General features: G+C 31.5%; 22 protein-coding genes. 12 read left to right on the top strand and 10 right to left on the bottom strand.

Annotated elements, in window-relative coordinates; all coding sequences use genetic code 11:
- Positions 1-28: 28 nt before the first annotated feature.
- The 10 genes from NMK29_RS23395 (at position 29) to NMK29_RS23350 (ending at position 7,035) form a co-directional block, all read left to right on the top strand.
- Positions 29-742 (top strand): DUF547 domain-containing protein, encoded by a 714-nt coding sequence (locus NMK29_RS23395; protein WP_108805010.1) that lies wholly within the window; start codon positions 29-31, stop codon positions 740-742.
- A gap of 27 nt (positions 743-769) precedes the next feature.
- A complete protein-coding gene (locus tag NMK29_RS23390; RefSeq protein WP_108805009.1) occupies positions 770-1,480 on the top strand; it encodes a TIGR04283 family arsenosugar biosynthesis glycosyltransferase in 711 nt (236 codons plus the stop codon).
- A gap of 24 nt (positions 1,481-1,504) precedes the next feature.
- Entirely contained in the window at positions 1,505-2,620 is a 1,116-nt protein-coding gene (locus tag NMK29_RS23385) for an AraC family transcriptional regulator (protein WP_108805008.1), read from the top strand.
- Positions 2,621-2,742: 122 nt separating this feature from the next.
- Positions 2,743-3,144, top strand: a complete 402-nt coding sequence (locus tag NMK29_RS23380) for a hypothetical protein (protein WP_108805007.1) — start codon at positions 2,743-2,745, stop codon at positions 3,142-3,144.
- A 7-nt stretch (positions 3,145-3,151) separates the two neighbouring features.
- Positions 3,152-3,640, top strand: a complete 489-nt coding sequence (locus NMK29_RS23375; RefSeq protein WP_108805476.1) for a hypothetical protein — start codon at positions 3,152-3,154, stop codon at positions 3,638-3,640.
- Position 3,641: 1 nt separating this feature from the next.
- On the top strand, positions 3,642-4,217 hold the full coding sequence (locus NMK29_RS23370) for a YceI family protein (RefSeq protein ID WP_108805006.1): 576 nt from the start codon (positions 3,642-3,644) through the stop codon (positions 4,215-4,217).
- Between the two features lie 75 nt (positions 4,218-4,292).
- Positions 4,293-5,159: a helix-turn-helix transcriptional regulator gene (locus NMK29_RS23365; RefSeq protein ID WP_108805005.1), complete on the top strand. Its 867-nt coding sequence runs from the start codon at positions 4,293-4,295 to the stop codon at positions 5,157-5,159.
- 92 nt (positions 5,160-5,251) lie between these two features.
- A complete protein-coding gene (locus NMK29_RS23360; RefSeq protein WP_108805004.1) occupies positions 5,252-6,121 on the top strand; it encodes an NAD(P)-dependent oxidoreductase in 870 nt (289 codons plus the stop codon).
- Between the two features lie 4 nt (positions 6,122-6,125).
- On the top strand, positions 6,126-6,731 hold the full coding sequence (locus tag NMK29_RS23355; RefSeq protein WP_108805003.1) for an FMN-dependent NADH-azoreductase: 606 nt from the start codon (positions 6,126-6,128) through the stop codon (positions 6,729-6,731).
- A gap of 100 nt (positions 6,732-6,831) precedes the next feature.
- Positions 6,832-7,035, top strand: coding sequence for a hypothetical protein (locus NMK29_RS23350; protein ID WP_159092324.1), 204 nt, complete (start codon positions 6,832-6,834; stop codon positions 7,033-7,035).
- 54 nt (positions 7,036-7,089) lie between these two features.
- Here the strand turns inward: NMK29_RS23350 and NMK29_RS23345 are convergent, their stop codons facing one another.
- The 9 genes from NMK29_RS23345 to NMK29_RS23305 all read right to left on the bottom strand — a co-directional run bounded on the left by NMK29_RS23345 (position 7,090) and on the right by NMK29_RS23305 (position 15,440).
- Complete coding sequence (locus tag NMK29_RS23345; protein WP_108805001.1) at positions 7,090-8,064, bottom strand: alpha/beta fold hydrolase; 975 nt, start codon at positions 8,062-8,064, stop codon at positions 7,090-7,092.
- 24 nt (positions 8,065-8,088) lie between these two features.
- Entirely contained in the window at positions 8,089-8,499 is a 411-nt protein-coding gene (locus NMK29_RS23340; protein ID WP_199915066.1) for a nuclear transport factor 2 family protein, read from the bottom strand.
- A 51-nt stretch (positions 8,500-8,550) separates the two neighbouring features.
- Positions 8,551-9,111 (bottom strand): TetR/AcrR family transcriptional regulator, encoded by a 561-nt coding sequence (locus NMK29_RS23335; RefSeq protein ID WP_108804999.1) that lies wholly within the window; start codon positions 9,109-9,111, stop codon positions 8,551-8,553.
- An 89-nt stretch (positions 9,112-9,200) separates the two neighbouring features.
- A complete protein-coding gene (locus tag NMK29_RS23330; protein WP_108804998.1) occupies positions 9,201-10,463 on the bottom strand; it encodes a POTRA domain-containing protein in 1,263 nt (420 codons plus the stop codon).
- Between the two features lie 58 nt (positions 10,464-10,521).
- On the bottom strand, positions 10,522-11,784 hold the full coding sequence (locus NMK29_RS23325) for a POTRA domain-containing protein (RefSeq protein ID WP_108804997.1): 1,263 nt from the start codon (positions 11,782-11,784) through the stop codon (positions 10,522-10,524).
- 62 nt (positions 11,785-11,846) lie between these two features.
- Positions 11,847-12,584, bottom strand: coding sequence for a hypothetical protein (locus tag NMK29_RS23320; protein WP_234424321.1), 738 nt, complete (start codon positions 12,582-12,584; stop codon positions 11,847-11,849).
- Positions 12,577-13,575 (bottom strand): glycoside hydrolase, encoded by a 999-nt coding sequence (locus NMK29_RS23315; protein ID WP_108804996.1) that lies wholly within the window; start codon positions 13,573-13,575, stop codon positions 12,577-12,579. The genes NMK29_RS23320 and NMK29_RS23315 overlap by 8 nt, the downstream gene beginning before the upstream one ends.
- 162 nt (positions 13,576-13,737) lie before the next feature.
- Positions 13,738-14,658, bottom strand: a complete 921-nt coding sequence (locus NMK29_RS23310; RefSeq protein WP_108804995.1) for a hypothetical protein — start codon at positions 14,656-14,658, stop codon at positions 13,738-13,740.
- A 71-nt stretch (positions 14,659-14,729) separates the two neighbouring features.
- A complete protein-coding gene (locus tag NMK29_RS23305) occupies positions 14,730-15,440 on the bottom strand; it encodes a DUF547 domain-containing protein (protein WP_108804994.1) in 711 nt (236 codons plus the stop codon).
- Between the two features lie 309 nt (positions 15,441-15,749).
- On the opposite strand from NMK29_RS23305, the gene NMK29_RS23300 reads away from it, so the two are divergent.
- Together NMK29_RS23300 and NMK29_RS23295 are read left to right on the top strand one after the other, a co-directional pair.
- The gene (locus tag NMK29_RS23300) at positions 15,750-17,051 is read left to right on the top strand and encodes an NAD(P)/FAD-dependent oxidoreductase (protein WP_108804993.1); all 1,302 of its coding nucleotides are present in this window, start codon (positions 15,750-15,752) and stop codon (positions 17,049-17,051) included.
- 3 nt (positions 17,052-17,054) lie between these two features.
- Positions 17,055-18,692 (top strand): 4Fe-4S dicluster domain-containing protein, encoded by a 1,638-nt coding sequence (locus NMK29_RS23295; RefSeq protein WP_108804992.1) that lies wholly within the window; start codon positions 17,055-17,057, stop codon positions 18,690-18,692.
- Between the two features lie 76 nt (positions 18,693-18,768).
- Here NMK29_RS23295 and NMK29_RS23290 read toward each other — a convergent pair whose 3' ends face one another.
- Positions 18,769-20,046: a sensor histidine kinase KdpD gene (locus NMK29_RS23290; protein ID WP_108804991.1), complete on the bottom strand. Its 1,278-nt coding sequence runs from the start codon at positions 20,044-20,046 to the stop codon at positions 18,769-18,771.
- Between the last annotated feature and the right edge of the window lie 189 nt (positions 20,047-20,235).

Here is a 20,235-nt window from a genome sequence, read left to right as displayed (position 1 = left end):
CATCTGGATATATTTAAAAGATTAAAGAATGAAAACCCCTAAAATATTTGTATTCATACTAATTACATTTTTCTCTTTTCAAACAAAAGCGCAACAAAAACTTGATCACGCGATTTGGGATCAAATACTACTAATTAATGTTTCTGAAGATGGTAAAGTTGATTATAAAGGCTTTATGAGAGATAGCTCTCAACTCTATCAATATTTCACTTATCTTTCTGATAATCCCCCAACACCTTCTTGGAGTAAAGAAGAAAAACTAGCGTATTGGATTAATGCGTATAATGCGTACACTATAAAATTAATCATAGATAACTACCCTCTAAAAAGTATAAAAGACATTAAAGATCCTTGGGGTAGACAGTTTTTTAAAATTAATGGTGTATTACACAGTTTAAACGAATTAGAACACAAGATTCTTAGAAAATTAGGAGATCCTAGAATCCATTTTGCTATTAACTGTGCTTCTTTCTCTTGCCCAATAGTTTGGAATAGAGCCTTTACTGCTAGAAATGTAGATAATGCGCTGGAAACATTAACTAAAAATTTTATTAATGACCCTAAAAGAAATACAATCACCGAAGAGGTAGTAGAAGTATCTAAAATCTTCAGCTGGTTCAAAAAAGATTTTAAAATTGATGGTGAAGATGCAAAGGCTTTTATCAATAAATATTCAGAAGTTAAGATTGACAAACAAAAAAAGAAAGGATATAAAAAATACGATTGGAGTTTAAATGAGTAATTTTATATTTTAAATAATAGTTCCCTTTTGAAAATATCTATCATAATTCCCATTCTTAATGAAGCAGCTACAATTTGTAAGCTGCTTTCCCATTTGATACAAACTTCTTCCTCCCCAAATTTCATTAAAGAAATTATAGTAGTTGACGGAGGAAGCGTGGATGAATCTCAAAAAACTGTTACAGATTTCGCAAATACACAAAAAACACCTATTAAATTAGTATCTTCAGCGAAAGGTCGTGCTAAACAAATGAATACAGGAGCTGCTGCAGCTTCTGGTGAAATACTTTATTTCCTACACGCAGATTCTTTTCCTCCTGATGGTTATGATAAGGATATTATTCAACAAATTCATGAAGGCAATGAAGCCGGTTGTTTTAGAATGAAATTTGATTCTAAACATTGGTGGCTTCGATTCTTAGGTTGGCTCACTCAATTCGAAAGTAAGCGCTGTCGTGGAGGAGATCAAAGTCAATTCATTACGGCTTCATTATTTAGAGAAATAGATGGATATGATGAAGCTTATATCGTTTATGAAGATAACGATTTAGTAGACCGCCTTTTTGCTATTGATAAATTTGTTATCATCCCTAAATATGTTATTACTTCTGCAAGACGCTATAGAGAAGTAGGAGTTTGGCGATTACAATATCACTTTCTAAATATTCATATGAGAAGATGGTTAGGAGCTTCATCAGAAGATTTGTATCGATATTATAAGGAAAAAGTTGTTTCTTAAATCTTCTTCTTTATCTTTAATCCAGTGGAAACGTTAGAGATATTTTTGGTTATATTATTATGTATTGGTGCCATACAAGGAATCATTTTTGGTATTATTTTATGGCAAAAACAAGGAGTACACTACTTGGCTAATCGATTTCTTGCCACTATATTATTCTTTTTCTCTTATCGCCTAATTGTAGAGACCTTAAATATTTTTGGGCTAGGACGATATGATTTTTGGTATCATATACTATTAGAATACAATTGGATATATGGAACACTTATATATTTTTTTATAAAAAGTTACGTTAATCCCAAGTTCAAATTTTTAAGAAAAGATTGGATTCACTTCCTTCCTGTACTAATAGAATTTACTTGGAGCTTTTTTATAAAAGCGCAAAACTTTTACTGGGATGGCACTCGGGAGAGCCTCTCTTGGTTAGGGTATTGGGGATATGTAGTATGGATGCATTACCCTACTATGTTTATTGTTTCTGGAGCACTAATTGTTTTTTATAGTATTAAAGCTGAAAAAATACTTAGTAATACAATACAAGTAGAAGGATATAAAATTCTTGAAGAAAAACTCGACTGGATAAAAAGAGTTGTTTTAGTAATGAAAATATTTTCTATCATTTATGTGGTTGGGATATTAATCGATTTTTTCTTCTTCAATTTTGCAAGTAATTTTTTCTACGGACACCCAGTATTTATAGGCATGGCAATTATTACCTATTGGTTAGGTTTAGAGGGTTTTGCTCGAAGAAAAGAAAGTGCATTCAAACAAATTGCAATCATTTCTGACAAAGAGAAAGAGCAGCTACAAAATATCGGTAAAACCTTAGAAACTAAAATGAAGGAGGAACAACTCTTCAAAAATCCAGAGCTTACCCTAGCTTCATTGTCAAAACAACTTTCCGTAAAACCGTATTTAGTCACTAAATGCTTAAATACAATCTACCAGAAAAAGTTTACTGATTATATAAACGAACTTCGTTTTAAAGAAGTAAAGAGATTACTTAATAATCCTAAAAATGATAATCTTACACTTCTGGCTTTAGCTTATGATGCTGGTTTTAATTCTAAAGCTTCATTTAATAGAACTGTTAAAAAAATTACAGGAAAACCTCCTAGCGCTCTAAAAACAAAGTTTTAAAAGTTTCAATTAAAAAATTGAAACCTTGTTTTTATCTAAAATCCGTCTCATTTAGCAAATTGAAACGATTTTTTTCTGCATTTGGTCAATATTTGTCTCATACAAATTCTAAAATCAGAAAAATGAAACATTTTGCAATTCTAAAAAAAGTAAGCTTACTCGTTCTTTTCATCACCGCTTTCTCCGCCTTTTCTCAAGAAAATAATACAGACTTACAATTATTAATAGGTGAATGGAAATTAGATATGAGTCCTCAGGATAAAACAGACTCTAATTTTGCTATGATGCGTATTGATAAAATTAACTCCAAAACTGTACACGGTACATTTTATCGAGAAGGAGTTAAAATACAAGAAGGAAGAATTAATACCCAATTAGATGTTGTTTATGTTTCTCTGATATCTGGTGACAATAGCGGAAGTTATAACACAAGCTTTTACTATAAAAACGGAAAATTATACGGTTCTACTCATGCTGTGGATAGAGGCTTTTTAGCAGTTTGGATTGCAGAAAAAATTAAATAATAACACCATGAGAATAATAATTGCACTATTAATAGCATCTACCTTAAATTCATTGACCGCACAAATACAATATGGAACTCCCATAAATGAAGAATTACCTGATAAATTAAAAGCACTTCGTAAGGCAATTGAAGTAAATAACTTTCCAAAAAAAATTGATGCAATTAAGATTGATAATCGATTCTATTGGAAACATAACACAGCTATCCTATGTAAAGAAAGTGAGATTAAAATCATAGAATATGGTGCTTATCTGTTCTTCAATAACACTTGGAATCTTAGGAAATCATATCCATTAAAAGAATTAAATAAAAACTTTGACACTAAAAAAGAACTTATGAAACAGTCTCAACCATATACTTGGACAAAAAACTGGCGAACAGATAGTTCTCTCTTTGGCGGATGGGCTATGTGGTACTTTATAGGCATTACTGAGGATGGGGAAACCGTATGTGGATATGAAAAAATAGAAACAACCAATAAACTTCTGAATTAAAATGAGAACACTAAAAATTATATCCATAGTATTTTTTCTACTATTAGGACTACAAAGTATAAACGCCCAGAGTTTCGAATTAGATACAAAAAAATCAACATTTTTCTGGACAGGCAAAGCGGCATTTAATTCTTATTCTCTAAAAGGTACGATTGACGCAAAAAAAGGTGCCATGATTATAAGTGATACAGTAATATCCGCTATGAATATTACCATTGATATGAAAAGTTTAGATCATGAAAATACCGATCTCAAAAATCATTTAAAAAACGAAGATTTTTTTGAGGTTAAAAAATATTCAAAAGCTATATTTTCTCTAGAAAAAACTACAAAGATTGAAAATCATAAAGCTATTCTACAAGGTAAACTGACTATTAAAGGAAAAACAAACCTGGAACGTATTCCTGTTAACATAGAATACAATGACTCTGGAATTACTATTACATTTAATCATACAATTGACAGAACTAAATATGGAGTTAATCATAACTCTCCAAGTATTTTTAAACGTATGAAAGAAAATGCAATTGCAGATGAATTTACCCTAGAATGTAAGCTGAAATTCGATTCTGATTAAACTTTTGACCGAAAATCACTACTTTTATAAAAAGCCGTTATTTAATTATATACATTCTATTGATTTTCGCTTGTTATGAAAGTAGTTCCTCAAGTATTTTATCAACATCCTAGAATAGAAAAAGTTTTAATAGACGGTCTTTCTTGTGTAATTCTAAAAAATGTAGAACAAGCGGATCTTCAGAATGAAAGGTATTTAGCTGCTCACGCATTAACATTAGTGCTAAATGGAGGATTACAAGTCGAAACCCCAGAAGGTGATTTAACCATAGTTCAAAAAAATCAAATCATTCTTTTACCAAGAGGGCTATATATGATATCAGATATTATCCCTAAGGATAACTCTTTCGAAGCCGTTGTTTTCTTCTTTGATGAAGAAATTACAGATGAATTTTTGAATAATTTCGAAGTGTTTACAAAGGAAGATACCTCAACAAATTTAGTACTAGAGTATGATCAAAATCTACGACTTTTTACAGATACTCTTCTTACCCTTTACAGAGGTAAAAATCAGCATCAATTCACAAGACCAAAACTACTAGAATTACTGCATCTGATCAGTATTTCGAAACAAGGAAGCGAATTTCTGTCAAAGCTTTTTCAATTAAAAAAAAGAGCTAAAAAAAACATTCAGACTTTTATGAATAATAACTTTGACAAACCACTGGACGTTGAAGATTACTCTTATCTTACTGGAAGAAGTATCTCGACATTTAGAAGAGATTTTAAATCTAAATTTGGTATTTCTCCTAAAAAGTGGCTGATCGAAAGACGGTTAGAAAAAGCTTCTTTTTTATTAAAAGACACTAACGATTCTGTTACAAGTATCGCACGACAAGTTGGATACGAAAACACCCCACATTTCATTAAGACATTTCAAAAAAAATTCAATATTTCTCCTAAGCAATTTCAAATTAAATACCGAAAAGACATTATGATCTAAGTTTTTGATCGAAAAACACAACTTTTAGTTTTTTCGAAAACTTATTTTTTTCACTTTCTGTGACATTTGTATAAGAATTAAAACATATACAAATGAATAAAATAGGATTTATAGGATTAGGTATAATGGGAAGTAGAATGGCTTCTAATCTTCAAAAAGCCGGCCATTCACTTATTGTATACAACCGAACCAAAGAAAAAGCAAACCATCTACTGGATAATGGAGCAACATGGGCAGAAAACCCTAAAGAAGTTGCACAAAACGTAGATGTTTTAATCACAATGCTATCTACTCCAGAAATTGTAAAAGAAGTTGCTCTTGGCAGCAAAGGTTTTCTTTCTTCTCTTAAGGATAATAGTATTTGGATTAATTGCAGCACGGTAAATCCATCATTTACCAAGGAGATGGATATCATCGCAAAAAAACATAGAATTCGTTATCTCGACGCTCCAGTAGCAGGTACTAAAGCTCCTGCTGAGAGCGGTGAATTACTTTTTTTGTTAGGAGGCGATTCAGCTTCTGTTACTGAAACTAAATTCTTACTTGATATTATGGGAAAAAAGACATTGCATTTAGGAAAAGTAGGAATGGGTGCTGCTATGAAAATGCTAATTAATCAATTATTAGGACAATCTATGGTTGCTTTTTCGGAAGCATTAGTGATGGGTGAAGCTATGGGTTTAGAAAAAGAAACATTATTCAATGTACTACTAAGCACACCCGTTGTTCCTCCCGTAATGTCAGCAATCCGTTCAAAACTTGAAAACTCTAATTATGAAACAAATTTCCCCTTAAAGTGGATACAAAAAGATCTACACCTATCCACTATTTGCGCATATGAGCAAAATGTAGCGCTCCCTAATCTTACAATTACTAAGGAAATCTATGCACAAGCAAAACAGCATGGGTATGGAGATCTAGATTTTAGCGCAGTATATGAATTTTTAAACCTTAAAAAATAAAACTATGAAATTACTAAGAATAGATTCCAGTTCTAGAATCAACAACTCAGATAGTCGAAAAATAGCAGATCAATTTCAGCTACATTGGCAAAAAAGCAATCCACAAGGTTCAATTATAATTAGAGATATTATAAATAAACCTATACCACACATACATCAAAAAACAATTGAAGGGTTTTATACTTCTAAAGAACAATTTAGTGACGAATTAAGTAGTGCTACAAAATTATCGGATGAACTCATTGAAGAATTAAAGGAAACAGATATCCTACTTATAAGTACGCCTATGTATAACTTTAGTATTCCATCCGCCTTAAAAGCTTGGATTGACCACATAGTTAGAATTAACAGTACTTTTGGGATAAATGACCAAGGTCAATTTTATGGTACAGTCAAAAATGTAAAAGCTTATATCATTACCTCAGCTGGAGCCGTGTATAACTCAAATGAAATGAAAGCCTTAGACTTTGTTCAACCCTATTTACAAACAGTTTTAGGTCTTATTGGGATAACTGATGTAACCTTTTTGCCATTAGAAGGAACCACTATGAATGAAGAAGTATTTAAACAGTCAAAACAAACAATTTCTGAAATCATAAATAAATTGTAAAAAAGCAACAAATTCCCCATATTAGCGTTAAGAATTGCATAGACATAAACCTCAAGTGTCTCTAAATGTTTGGGGAAATATTATTCTTAAAACCTTAATTATGTTAAAGAACATTTTAAATTTAAAAAACGCTCAAACTCTTAGCAAAGATCAACAAAAGTCTGTAAATGGAGGTAATCTTGGAGCTTGCCCTAATCCTGTTGACGCTCAAAAATGTCAATCTTGTGGTGGATATCCTTTATCAAATGGTTGTTGTTTAGGAACAAGAGAAACGCATATGTGTATTTCAGGTATATTTGAATAATAATGAAACAAGGATCTAGTTTATCAACTAGATCCTTGTTCTATTTTGTAGCTATTATTTAACTCCATTTTTTTTCAGGAAAAATCTAATTTTCTTGATAATCGATTTACTTTCTTCCTCTAAAGCAAAATGTCCAGTATCATAAATATTGTAATCAATACTTTTTACATCCTTTTTAAAAGCTTGTGCCCCACTTTCTGGAAAGAAGGCATCGTTTTTACCCCAAACAATTAATAGTGGAGGTTGGTTGTCTCTAAAATACTTTTGCCATTTCGGATATAACTTTATGTTGTTTTGATAATCATAAAACAGATCTAAGTTGACTTTATGAGCATTCGGTCTTGACATTCGTAAGTAATCCAAATGCCAAGTATCTGGATTCACATTTTCTGGATTTCTGGTACCGTGAGTATATTGCCATTTTAATCCTTCTATAGAAAACACAGGTAACAAAGCCTTCTCAGTTTCTGGAGATCTATTTGCCCAAAATGCTTTAACATCCTTCCAGGCAGGTCCTAAACCTTCTTTATAGGCATTTCCATTTTGATTTATAATAGCGGTTATTCTTTCTGGATACTTAGTCGCAATTCTTAAACCTATTGGAGCACCATAATCTTGAATCATTAATGCATAAGACCTAATTTTTAACTTTTCCAAGAAAACCTCAATAGTATTAGCTAAATTATCAAAAGTATACTCGTAAGAGGTAGCACTAGGAAAATCACTATTCCCAAAACCAGGATAATCCGGTGCAATTAAGTAAAACTCATCTGATAATGCATTCAATACTTTACGGTATTGATGAGACGAAGAAGGAAATCCATGTAATAATACAATCGCCGGATTTTTAGGATTACCAGCCTCTCTATAGGCAACATCTATTCCTTGTATATTGATTTTTTTATATTTAACCGTATTCTCTATAGTAGTTTCGTAATTATTCTTAAGGGGTAAACCATGCGCTAAGACACTTGTGGTAAGAGTAATCACAAGCAATACCATAAAACGCTTTGTCTTTTGATTTTTCATCTTTATGTATGTATTTAAATTAGATTATAATTTTCTTTCTGTCTCTGATATTTCTAAATCGTTAATACTGGCATATCTTTTTTCCATAAAACCATTCTCATCAAACTCCCAATTTTCATTACCGTATGCTCTGTACCATTGATTGTTTTTATTTTGATATTCATACTCAAATCGCACTGCAATCCTATTATCTTGATATGCCCATAATTCTTTTCTAAGTTTATAATTGAGTTCTTTTTTCCATTTATCTCTGAGAAATTCCTGTACTTCTTCTCGTCCATTGATGAATTGATTTCGATTACGCCATTCGGTTTCTAAACTATAAGCCGTTGATATAGCTATTGGATCTTTACTGTTCCAGGCATCTTCTGCCATCTGAACTTTTTGTTTTGCCGTTTCTTCTGTAAAAGGTGGCAAAGGGAATTTTTTTTCCATTATTAAAATTTTGTTACCGAACGTTCGGTAAATTATTATTATAAAAAAATATTATGCTTTATACTTAAGTTTTATATCTTCTAAAGTATCCAAAAACAAGCTGTTATCAGACATTGCATTAGCTACTACAAGACTTCCTTGTATACTTATTAAACCCTGTTTTGCAATTCTCGTTGATTGATCTCTACTAAGTCCGAACTCTAATCCAAATTCTGTGAAATTTCTTATCCATCTATCCATCTCTTCTTTTATTTGATCTCCAAATATTTCCATTCCAGATTCCATTGATAAGGATCTAAGCACACAAGTTTCTTTTCCATCACCGTATAATTCCTTTATTCTGGTTAAAGTCGTTTCCAACCTTTCCTCTTTCAAAACTTTTTTATCCATCAGTAATTCATACAGATTCTTATGCAACCAATCCGAAGAATACGATAAGACTGCAAGACCAATTCCCTTTTTTCCATCGGGAAATCTATGATACAAACTTGCTTTTTTTAAACCGGCACCTTCTGCCAATTCGTTTAGACTAGCTCCTTCATACCCTTTAGATCTAAAAACCTGATTAAGGCCCTCCATCAACTGTTTATCTTCTACTTTTACTGGTCTCATAACACAGCAAATATATAGATAATTAGTTTTTTACCAAACGTTCGGTAATTAATTAACTTGTTTTTAACAAAAAAACTAATTTTTGATTATTAAAAATATTGCCCTATTCCGAATACAAATCCATTAGTAGCATCTTCGGTAACTCCATATCCATAATCTATTCTAAAGATTGCATTAAAAATACGTTTATGTATAAATCGCAATCCTACTCCTGGATATACTCTGAAATTTTGAGTTTCTCCGAAGTCCCCAAAATCTCCGCCAGGATTTCGCCAACTACCTCCATCAACAAAAACATTACTTTGTAATACAAACCAATCTTTATCATATAAAGTATGCCTATATTCTGTGTTCAAAACAATAACACCAGTTCCTCTATCAATTGTATTTCCAACCCCTCTAATATTTAGATTATTATCAACAGCAAAAGGTGCAAAAGGAGAATCATCATTGGTTGCTAAACCTACTCTCAATCTAGATGCCCAATTTCCTTTTTTACCAATTCGATGATAATACATAAAATCATTCCACCCAATTAAAAAATCTGGTAACACATTTTCCGTACTAATTACGTATTGAAAGTTTGCCACACTTCTAAATCCTGAGACATATTGAAAATAATAATCTAAATTGTTATACTCATAAATTAATTTAAAAAGTACTTTATTTACATCAAAATCAAGTGGCACATTAGGTCCTGTAGCTCCATTTCTATATGTATAATCTTCATTAAAATAATTTACACCTAATTCTATTCTATTTCGAAAATTAAATTGATACAATCCTAAAACTTCATATGACGTATTATTGTATTTATAATCCGCAGTACCATTATCTAGAAAAACAGGTTCCTGTGTAGTAAGATTCTGGTAATTAAATGCCAAACCAAACTTATTAGTAAATAAATATGGAGCTCTTATATTTAATCCAAAAGAGCTATAAATATCATCTTGATAAAACCCGCCTAAAGTGACATTCTGCCCTAATAAATTAAACTCATATAAGCCTACTCTAAATGCAAATTCATCATTATTAGTAGTGTATACATTAGCACTCGGAATTATAGTAAAGTTTTCTTCTACTCCATAAACTACTTGATAACCATTCTCTTTTTCGTGAACTTGATAATATGCATGCGCAATGCTAGGTAATCGTTTCAACCGTTTAATATCTTCTTCTATCTTAATAGAATCTAATACTTCCCCTTCTCTAACAGAATTCAATTTTATAATTGCCGCTGTTCTTGTCTTTTTATTTCCTTGAATTACTATTTCAGAAATATTTCTTTTCTGAGCATTTCCTAAAAAACAAAAACAAAAAGTTAGGAAGACAAGAGTGAGTCTTTTTCGCATTTAGTTCTAAATATTTGAAGCAATTTTATAACAAAGGTACACCTTATTGCACTGCAAATCAAAAATATTGTCCAATCCCAAAGGTAATACCATTGGTTGCATCATTTCCAATTCCGTATCCATAATCTAACCTAAAAACCGCATTAAAAATTCTTTTATGTATCAATCTTATGCCCGCTCCTGGGTAAAATCTTAGTGTACTACCATCTATTAACTCCACGAGTTCTCCTCCTGGATTTCTCCAGGTACCTGTATCAATAAAAACATTGCTCTGAACTACAAACCAACCTTTTTCATATAACGTGTGTCTATACTCGGTATTTAAAACTATTGCCGCAGTCCCTCTATCAATAGTATTTCCCGCACCTCTTATATTTAATTGATTATCTACAGCAAAAGGTGCAAATGGAGTATCATCGTTAGAAGCATATGCTAACCTAAGGCGATTAGCCCAATTTCCTAACTTACCCACTCTTTTGAAATATTCGAAATCGTTTCTACCGATAAAAAAATCATCTAAAAGACCATCGCCGCCAGTAACAAATCGAAAATCCAAAAGACTTCTTAAACCAGATACATACTGATAATCAATATCAATATCGTTATACTCATACTCTCCTCGGTAAGCTATTTTACTAGCAGAAAGGCGCGTAGGAATTTCTGAAGGTAAATCTCCTTCTATAAAATTATATTCTTCATTAGAGATGTTAACTCCAACCTGCGCTTTATGGTGAAAGTTAAATTCGTATAACAAATTAACTTCGAAAGCTCTTGTATCGAATTTATAATTAATCGTATTATTATTGTCAAGAAAAATAGGCTCCTGAGAAACTAGATTCTTATAATTAATACCAAAACCAAACTTATTTGTAAAAAGGTAAGGAGCTTCCCAATATCCACCATAAGAATCAAACACATCTCGCTGATAAAATCCTCCTAATATTTGATTTCTTCCGAATAAGTTAAACTCAAAAAGGGATACCCTATATGCAAATTCACCGTTGTTATCGGTTGCTATACTAAGCCCCGGAATAATAGTAAAATTTTCTTCAATAGTATAGATAATTTGATACTCTGAGCCTTGATTTTTTTGCACTATTGCTTCTGCATTTGCAATACCAGGAAGTCTTTTAAGTCTTTCTATATCCGTAGCTACCCTCAGAGAATCGTATACTGAACCTGGTTTTACCTTAACTAATTTCCTAATAAAGGATTCTTTTGTCCTTTTTAGTCCTGAAATTTGTAGTTCTGACACTAGAGCATCTTGAGAAAAACTTCCTTGATACACAAAGAAAATCAGTGCTATTAAGATTTTCTTCATAACATATTTTAAACTCGTAGACGAAAAACATGTTATGATCTTACATAAAAGATTAAATAAAGTTAGGGCTGAAATCTTTTTTGAATAAACAAATTCACCCAATTATCTTCACTGACTCCCATAAGAGTAAAATTATATGAATTAGCTGTGTCTAATTGTGGTGGAATTTCTTGGGTGATATTTAAAACTACATTATCCGTTTTATAATATTGGAATTGTTTTTGAAAAGTATAGGTTCCAGAAAGCAATTCATCATCAGTATCAGAAACTACTTGAAAATATATCTTATTATCATTAAACAATCCATCTTCCCAATTAAATATTGGCATATTTTCGCTATTTGTATTCACAATCACTTCATCTGTAAACTCTGTAGGTTTTGTTAGATGTTTTAATCTAATTGGATTTGATAAATGCAATTTTTCATTTTCAAAAAACGTAATAATTACCCACTTTTCTTCAATTGTAGTTCTTGTGAATTTTTTTAGATATCCATTAAAAATATCTGTTGGTGCTATCATTACCCGTTGGTAGTTTTGATAATCATTTTTATCAGCTTCTATATTTGCTGTTTCAAAATATCTAATATCTGTTACTCCTGGTCTTGGGTATAGGTATGCAATAATGACGTCTTCATCTGATTCAGATCCAGAAGCACAAGCAATTACATTATCGATTTCTATATCATTTAGAACAACCAAAGATGCAAGAGATTCATCCAATAGAATCGTATCTTGATCTTTATTACAAGCCAATAGAATGCAACATAAGACATATACGATATAATTGGTTTTAATCATCTTTATACAATGTTTGTATTAACTTTTCTGATGGTTTATTTTGTATTGTAAATCTATTATTATCTTCTCCACCCACCTTATCATGGTCGTGGTACCATTTCCAAAGAAATCCTCCGGCAAACCATTGTTCTTTCCAGAACTCCTCATATAATGCTGTTAACGCATTATTCTGAGCTTTTAAATCTACATTTCCTTTCACTCTATCAGAAGCCCAAGGTTCTTTCCCTGTATAATGTATACTTCTATATCCAAACTCTGTAAACAAAACAGGTTTTTCTATTGTTTTTTGTAATGCTATTATCTTATTTTTATGCTTTTGCCAACCTTCCCTCATCTCCTCTACACTAGGCGTTTTACTCTCAGAAACCGGAAAGTAAGCATCTACACCTATATAATCCAATTGATTCCAAAAAGGAGCATTTGCAAACTGATCCCAATTCTCTGCATAGGTTAACTTACCTTCATAAACAGATCTAACTTTCTGTATTAACTGCTTCCAATATTCGGGTCTTTTCTGTACAAAAGTGTGCAATTCTGTACCAATACATAATATTGGAACATTTAATTTTTGCGCCAATTTAGCATACAGCATAATAAACCCTTCATAAGAGCTTTCTAAGGTTTTCCAATCCTCTTCAGAATCCATAGAAATATTACCCGTAAACTCACCTCGCCAAACCCAAATCTGTGGCTTCAGCATGACTTTAATCCCTTTTTGGGTTAGTAATTCAATGGTACGCTCTGCTCCATCTGCTCTCTCCCCCCACCATTGCCTTTCTGTATTAAAAACAACTGATGGTTCTTTCAAATTTTTCACAAATCCAAATGGCATCACAGCAGCCCAATTTGCATTTACTTTTACAACAGGATCTATATTTGTCTCATTAATCTCTTTTGGCGATGCGACAAAACTAATCCCATTGATTTTAGATTGCTGTCCAGAACAGTTCAAAAAACAAATGCTAATCAGCAGTATAAAAAAACGTTTCATGATTATTTTTTATACCGCTGAAAATACAATTTATATTTTATAGTGCTTAAAATATTGCTCTTAAACCTAAGCTAAATGTTTGTTCTAAACCTTGAAAATTATTTCCTCTGGTTTGTTATAATGTTATACAAAGTTAACCTCAAACCAGAGAATGTTTGTTTTCTATAATACGTATCTTAAACCTATATTGTATGATTCTCCAAGACCAGAATCATTTCCTCTTGCAAAATAACTCCATAATGCTTCAATATTAAGCGATTTTGTAAGCTGATATTTTGCTCCTGCTCCTACTGCAGTTAGATCTTGCTCAAAATCATTATTTAAATCAATAAGTTGAAAATGTTGTACAAATACTTGTGCTGTAAACTTAGAGCTCGGAAAATAACTTAAAAACACTCCAGGAGTAAGACGAAAGCTGTCATTGGCAAAACTACCTTCTGATCTGCCATCGCTATTAAACTCAAGCTCCTTACCAAAATTATATTCAGTATTTAGATCAAAGAAAAGCTGCCACTTATTACTATTACCTAAAGCAAGGTCATAAAAGAATCTGTTTTGAAAAACAAACCCATCTTGATCAAAGAAAACACCATCATCAAACTCACTTTTTATTGTCGGAATCACCAAGCTACTTTGTACAGAAAAATTACTCAGACTTTTAAAAGGGACAAATTTTACACTTGGAGCAATACTGGTAATACCACTTCTTGCTGATCCACTTTCTCCATCAAAACTGAAGACATCAAAAGCACCACGGTCTCCTATTGTATTAGATCTAAATTCAATAATCGCACCTACGGTTATTCTTCTATTTTCTGAAATTCCATAGAAAACATCTAATGTCGAAGTAAAGAAATTCTCTCTATCTGCAGAAGATACATCTCCGTCAGCATTTGCAATACGAGTTTGTGTATAAAGATTATTAAACCATTTAACATCTACTTGTCCTTTTCCAATCAATTTTGAAGGAGTAAGGTTTTGTATTACAGAACCATTATCCTCTGCATCATCATCTTGCGCAAATCCAAAGCTTACGGTTAGTAATAAAAAAAATGCGGTTATTATATTCTTAGTTAATCTCATGATTTAAATATGTTTATTATTAGATTAAGTATTTATTGGATTACTTGTTATCCTTATTTATAGGTTTATTATTATTTTGCTACGTTTAAACTCCAATTATATGGGTAGTATGATATTCTTGCATTCGCAGGAATTTTTTCTTTTCTAAACTGGTTTACATAATCTATTTCTGAACCATTTTGAGTAAAGTCCCCTTTATACCATTCGAAAATTTGAGAAAGTTGTACTTTCTTTCCTTTTACTTTAATAAAATTAGGATTGTTTAATGCTATCGTAGTTTGACGCTGTAATTGTTTTTCTAGAAGCGAAGGAGTGTAAGCCTCAGAAATTATTGGAGGACAACCTAAACCTGCACAAACCAAAGCGAAATGAAAACGAGCTTCTGATGGAAAATTCTTTCTAAGAATCTTGTTTTCCAAATCATTTAATGTTGTCGATTTACCTGCTAAAGTATATGTTTTCTTATCAAAAAAACCTTTAATATCAAGCGGTGATTTTGTAGGGTAATTGTTTATCACTCCTTTTATTACTGATAGATTATATCCATTAATATAAAATGCTTGAAAAGTTTTAGCATCACTCTTAGAAACACTTAAATTAGCAGCTATATTCAATAATTCATCCAATTCCTTTGGATCATTTTTTATTGCCTTATAATTCACTTTTCCATTTGCTACGTGTTTTTTGAAAAACGCATCAGATTTAGTGAAAAATTCTGTTGTACTTTGCGAAAAGCTAACAGTAACCATTAGCAAAGTCAGTATAAAAATTATTTTTTTCATTGTTTTAAGTTTTAAAAACTTCTTATTATGAAGTTGGTTGAATACAAGTTAAGTTTACCTTGGTAACGGGCATTGAGTCGGAGCGTCTATATGCTACTTACAAATTATTTTCAATTTGTTTGAAAGATTTTTTTATTCATTTATAAAGAAAACCCTTGTTCGAATTCTTTACTAAAACTTACAAAAACCTAGCTTTTTAGATTAATTCTAAATTATTAATACTGGTTAAGTTCTTATATTTATAAACGACTTACGCACAGAAGCTTCATTTTAAGAACTAAAATTGAAAATCAACTAACACATACCTCTATGGAACATATTGTAATTATCGGCAACGGAATTTCTGGTGTTACTGCTGCAAGGCATATCCGGAAAATGTCTGATAAAAAGATTACTCTCGTATCTGCCGAAACAGATTATTTCTTTTCTCGTACTGCGTTGATGTATATATACATGGGACACATGAAATTCGAACATACACAACCTTATGAAAATTGGTTTTGGGAAAAAAATCGTATTGAATTAAAGAAAGGATTTGTATCAAAAGTAGATCACCAAAAAAGTCAATTGATTTTTGAAGATGGAGAAAGTCTGCAGTATGATAAACTAATAATTGCTACAGGTTCTAAACCAAATAAATTTGGATGGCCAGGTCAAGATCTAGATGGTGTTATGGGAATGTACCATAAACAGGACCTTGAAAATTTAGAAAAACATGCTCCTAATAATAAAGTTTGTAAAAGAGCTGTTATTGTTGGTGGTGGTTTAATCGGAATAGAATTAGCAGAAATGCTTAACTCCAGAGGAATCCCTGTTACTTTTTTAGTAAGAGAAGATAGTTTCTGGAATGGCGTTCTTCCTGCTGGAGAAAGTGGAATGATTAACCGACATATAAAGAATCATCACATTGACCTGCGTTTAGGTTCCAACCTAAAAGAAATCATTTCTGATAAAGATGGAAAAGTGAAGTCAATAATCATTCAAGAAACAGGAGAAGAAATAGCTTGCAATGTTGTTGGGCTTACCGCTGGTGTATCTCCCAATGTAGATTTCTTAAAAGATTCTGGAATTGAATTAGGAAGAGGTGTTAAAGTAAATCGTTTCTTAGAAACAAATATTTCTAACATATATGCTATTGGTGATTGTGCAGAACAACATGAAGCTATTGGAAACAGAAGACCAATAGAAGCAGTATGGTATACCGGAAGAATGATGGGCGAAACTGTTGCACAAACGATCTGTGGAAATAAACTAGAGTATAAGCCTGGTCACTGGTTTAACAGTGCCAAATTCTTGGACATCGAATATCAAACATATGGATGGGTATTTGGTAGACCTCAAGAATATGAAGAACAATTCCATTGGATACATCAAGATGATACAAAATGTGTTACCGTTTCTTATCATAAAGAAACTAGAGAGTTTCTAGGGATAAACACTTTTGGGATTCGAATGCGTCACGAGGTATTTGACAAATGGTTAACCGAAAAAAGAGATGTAGACTATGTCATCTCCAATTTATTAGAAGCCAATTTTAATCCTGAATTCTTCAAACATTTCGAAAAAGATATTTTAAATGCTTTCCAAAAGCAACAAACAATAAACGCATAAACAATGGCAGTAGAAAGAAACATGGCATTAACAGGACAACCTCCTAAGAGCCTAAATACGAAACAAAAGATTGGTGTTCTAGTTGGAATGACTGGACTACTTATATTATTACTAGCTACCTTTAATCTCAATTTACCTAATAAAGCTACTTGGCTTACCTTATCATTATCAGCTATAACTATAGGTATTGTTATCTTCTCTAAAGGTACATATGACAAAAAATTAGAAGGTATAAAAAATGATGCAGTTTGGTTTAATTCCATATCATCAAGAGGAGTCCTTGCTTGGATCGCCGGAATAGTACTTACAGGGTTTTATGTTGTCTTGTACTTTTTTGCTGATTTATTAGGTTTAGGACAAGGAGTAGATGGTGCTAATACCGGCTTAATTGCTTTATTTGACCCTTTGAGTTATGCGTTTAAAAATGAGCAAGCCAGTCAATGGTTCGTGTATGGAACATTGTATACTATAGCTATCATAGGGTTTGGAATAAAGTTTATAATGAAATATAAACATAATCGTTATGAACAACTGCGTACGGTGAGTGTTATATTTTTTCAAACCGCATTTGCTTTTGTGATTCCTGAATTAATGGCACGTTTAAATTCGGATACGTTCTCTTTACCTTATAATGATCTAAAAAATATGTGGCCGCTTAATTACTATGCGTTTGAACAATGGAGAGTAGATCAATTTATTAATGCACAAAATATTGGTTTATTCTTCTTAATCTTAGCTGTATTAATGGTGTTTGTAATTTCTCCTTGGTTAACATACAAATATGGAAAAAGATGGTACTGTTCTTGGGTTTGTGGTTGTGGAGGACTTGCAGAAACTGCAGGAGATTCTTTCCGTCAATTATCTGATAAGAGTGTAAAAGCATGGAAAATAGAAAGGTGGATGATCCATACGGTATTAGTGTTTTCAGTTATTATGACTGTTGCAACAATTTCAACCTTTTTAGGATATGACGCTACTAAATACTGGTTTACAAAAAATGTATTTTTAATAAGTGTAGGAGTATTTTTAACGTTACTTTTTGCAGGTATTTTGTATTATAAGAGAAAGCAACTTAACAAAAGTGCTGTTGCTGGGGCAACTGGCTTCTTCATCTTTACTATTGCATTTCTTATTTTAATCAGTTTTATCGACTTGAGTCAAATACAAATTCAGGCTAAATACTTCTCATTTGGCCTAAACAATAACAGCTATACTGGAGATAGTGCGCTTAGAGCTTTTTATGGTTTTGGTATTGGATCTATTTTCTCTGGTGTTATTGGTACTGGATTTTATCCAATTCTTGGAAATAGAGTTTGGTGTCGTATGGGTTGCCCAATGGCAGGGATATTAGGAATTCAACAAAGATTATTTTCTAAATTTAGAATTACTACTAATGGAGGTCAATGTATTTCTTGTGGTAATTGCTCCACCTATTGTGAAATGGGAATCGACGTAAGATCATATGCTCAAAAAGGAGAGAATATTGTACGATCAAGTTGTGTAGGATGTGGTATTTGTTCTGCGGTATGTCCAAGAGGTGTATTAAAATTAGAGAACGATAACTTAGATGGAAGAATCAATTCTAACGAGATTCTGTTAGGAAATGATGTAGATCTTATGGATTATGTGAATAATAAGTAAATTCAAAAATAATAATAGCACAAAAAAACAGCCTAAAATAGGCTGTTTTTTTATTTACAAAAGTTTAGTTCGTAAATTAGGCACTCATTGTATTTGGGAAATATAAATTAATCGTTGTTCCTTTATTGTATTCGCTTTCTATTTCTAAGACTCCATTCTGTTTTTCTACTAGTTTTTTAGCTATACTTAAACCAAATCCTGTACCTCTTTCATTTTCTGTACCAGTAGTAGAATTGTTTTTCTCTTTTTCAAAAAGATTATAAAGGCTATCATTGCACATTCCGATTCCATTATCCTCTATAGCTATTCTTACCTGTCCACCTATTTTTTCTGATTTTACAATAATGTCAGAACCTCGGTGGGAAAACTTAATGGCATTTGCTATCAAATTTCTCATTACAGTTTCCATCATTGCTGGATTTATAGTTACTTTTAGATCTCTAGGCAACTTATTTATTAGACTAATCTCTTTATTTTTTGTTTTTAAATCAGAAAACGCAAAAACTTTATCCACGATAACAGAAATCTCTTTTGTCTCCAGTAAAACTTGTGATTGTTTTTTGTAAATGTTTCCCCACTCTAACAAATCTTCCAACAAATTATTCCCTTTATCAGCAGCTTGTCTTATCATATTTCGTATCTCATCTCTTTCTTCATCATTCTCTACTTCATCTACCATGTCAATTAATGATCTAAGTTGATAAAATGGAGTCCTAAGATCGTGACCTATAATCCTAAACAAATCATCTTTGGATTGATTCATTTCTTTTAATTCTTCATTCTTGATACTTATTAATCTATTTGCTTCTTTAACTTTTCTAGATAACTGTACCAATAAACGCTGACAGAAATATGCCATAAGACCACCACCACTAACAATAACAAAATAAAAAGCAAACTTCTCTAAAGGAAAGTTAGGATAATAAAACATACATAATCCTATAAAAAGAAAATTAATCGTTAGCAAGAAAATTATATGCCTAAAATGAACCAACATACCTACTGCAAAAAACAAAAGAGATACAATTACTTCTACTTTTAGGAAAAATGATTCAAATATAAAATTAGGATCATCTACACCGAAAAATATAGTGGACATCATTCCTAAAACGATAGTATATACGGATAAAGTAAGAAGTTTTGATTTTCTAATAAAACCGCTTCTCTGCAATATTAAACCAAGAGTAACTATAGAAAATGTGACAACAGCTCTATTAAAATAAGCACTTAATCCAGCTTCATTAAACTCAACTAAGCCATCAAGTATTATTCCTGGTAATGCAATAAACATTACGGTAAACAAAACCTTATCAAACTGAAAAAATCCGGGTAACTTTTTAGATGTACTATTCATATTAACATCGATTTATTTAGCCCCGTTAAAACTTATTTCAATATAATAAAAAAATTCAATACATCGTTTAAATTAATAAAATAATCGATGAAATGCGCAAATTAGATGTGTATTTTATTTTAAGTAAGAAAAAATTAATAAACATTCATCTTTTACATCAGCTTATAAATACCAACAAGAATGAAGAAT

The organism is Aquimarina sp. Aq107, from assembly GCF_943733665.1.
In the GTDB taxonomy this organism is placed as follows: domain Bacteria; phylum Bacteroidota; class Bacteroidia; order Flavobacteriales; family Flavobacteriaceae; genus Aquimarina.
Note: the sequence above shows the minus strand (reverse complement) of the source record. Positions and strands in the feature narration are given on the sequence as shown.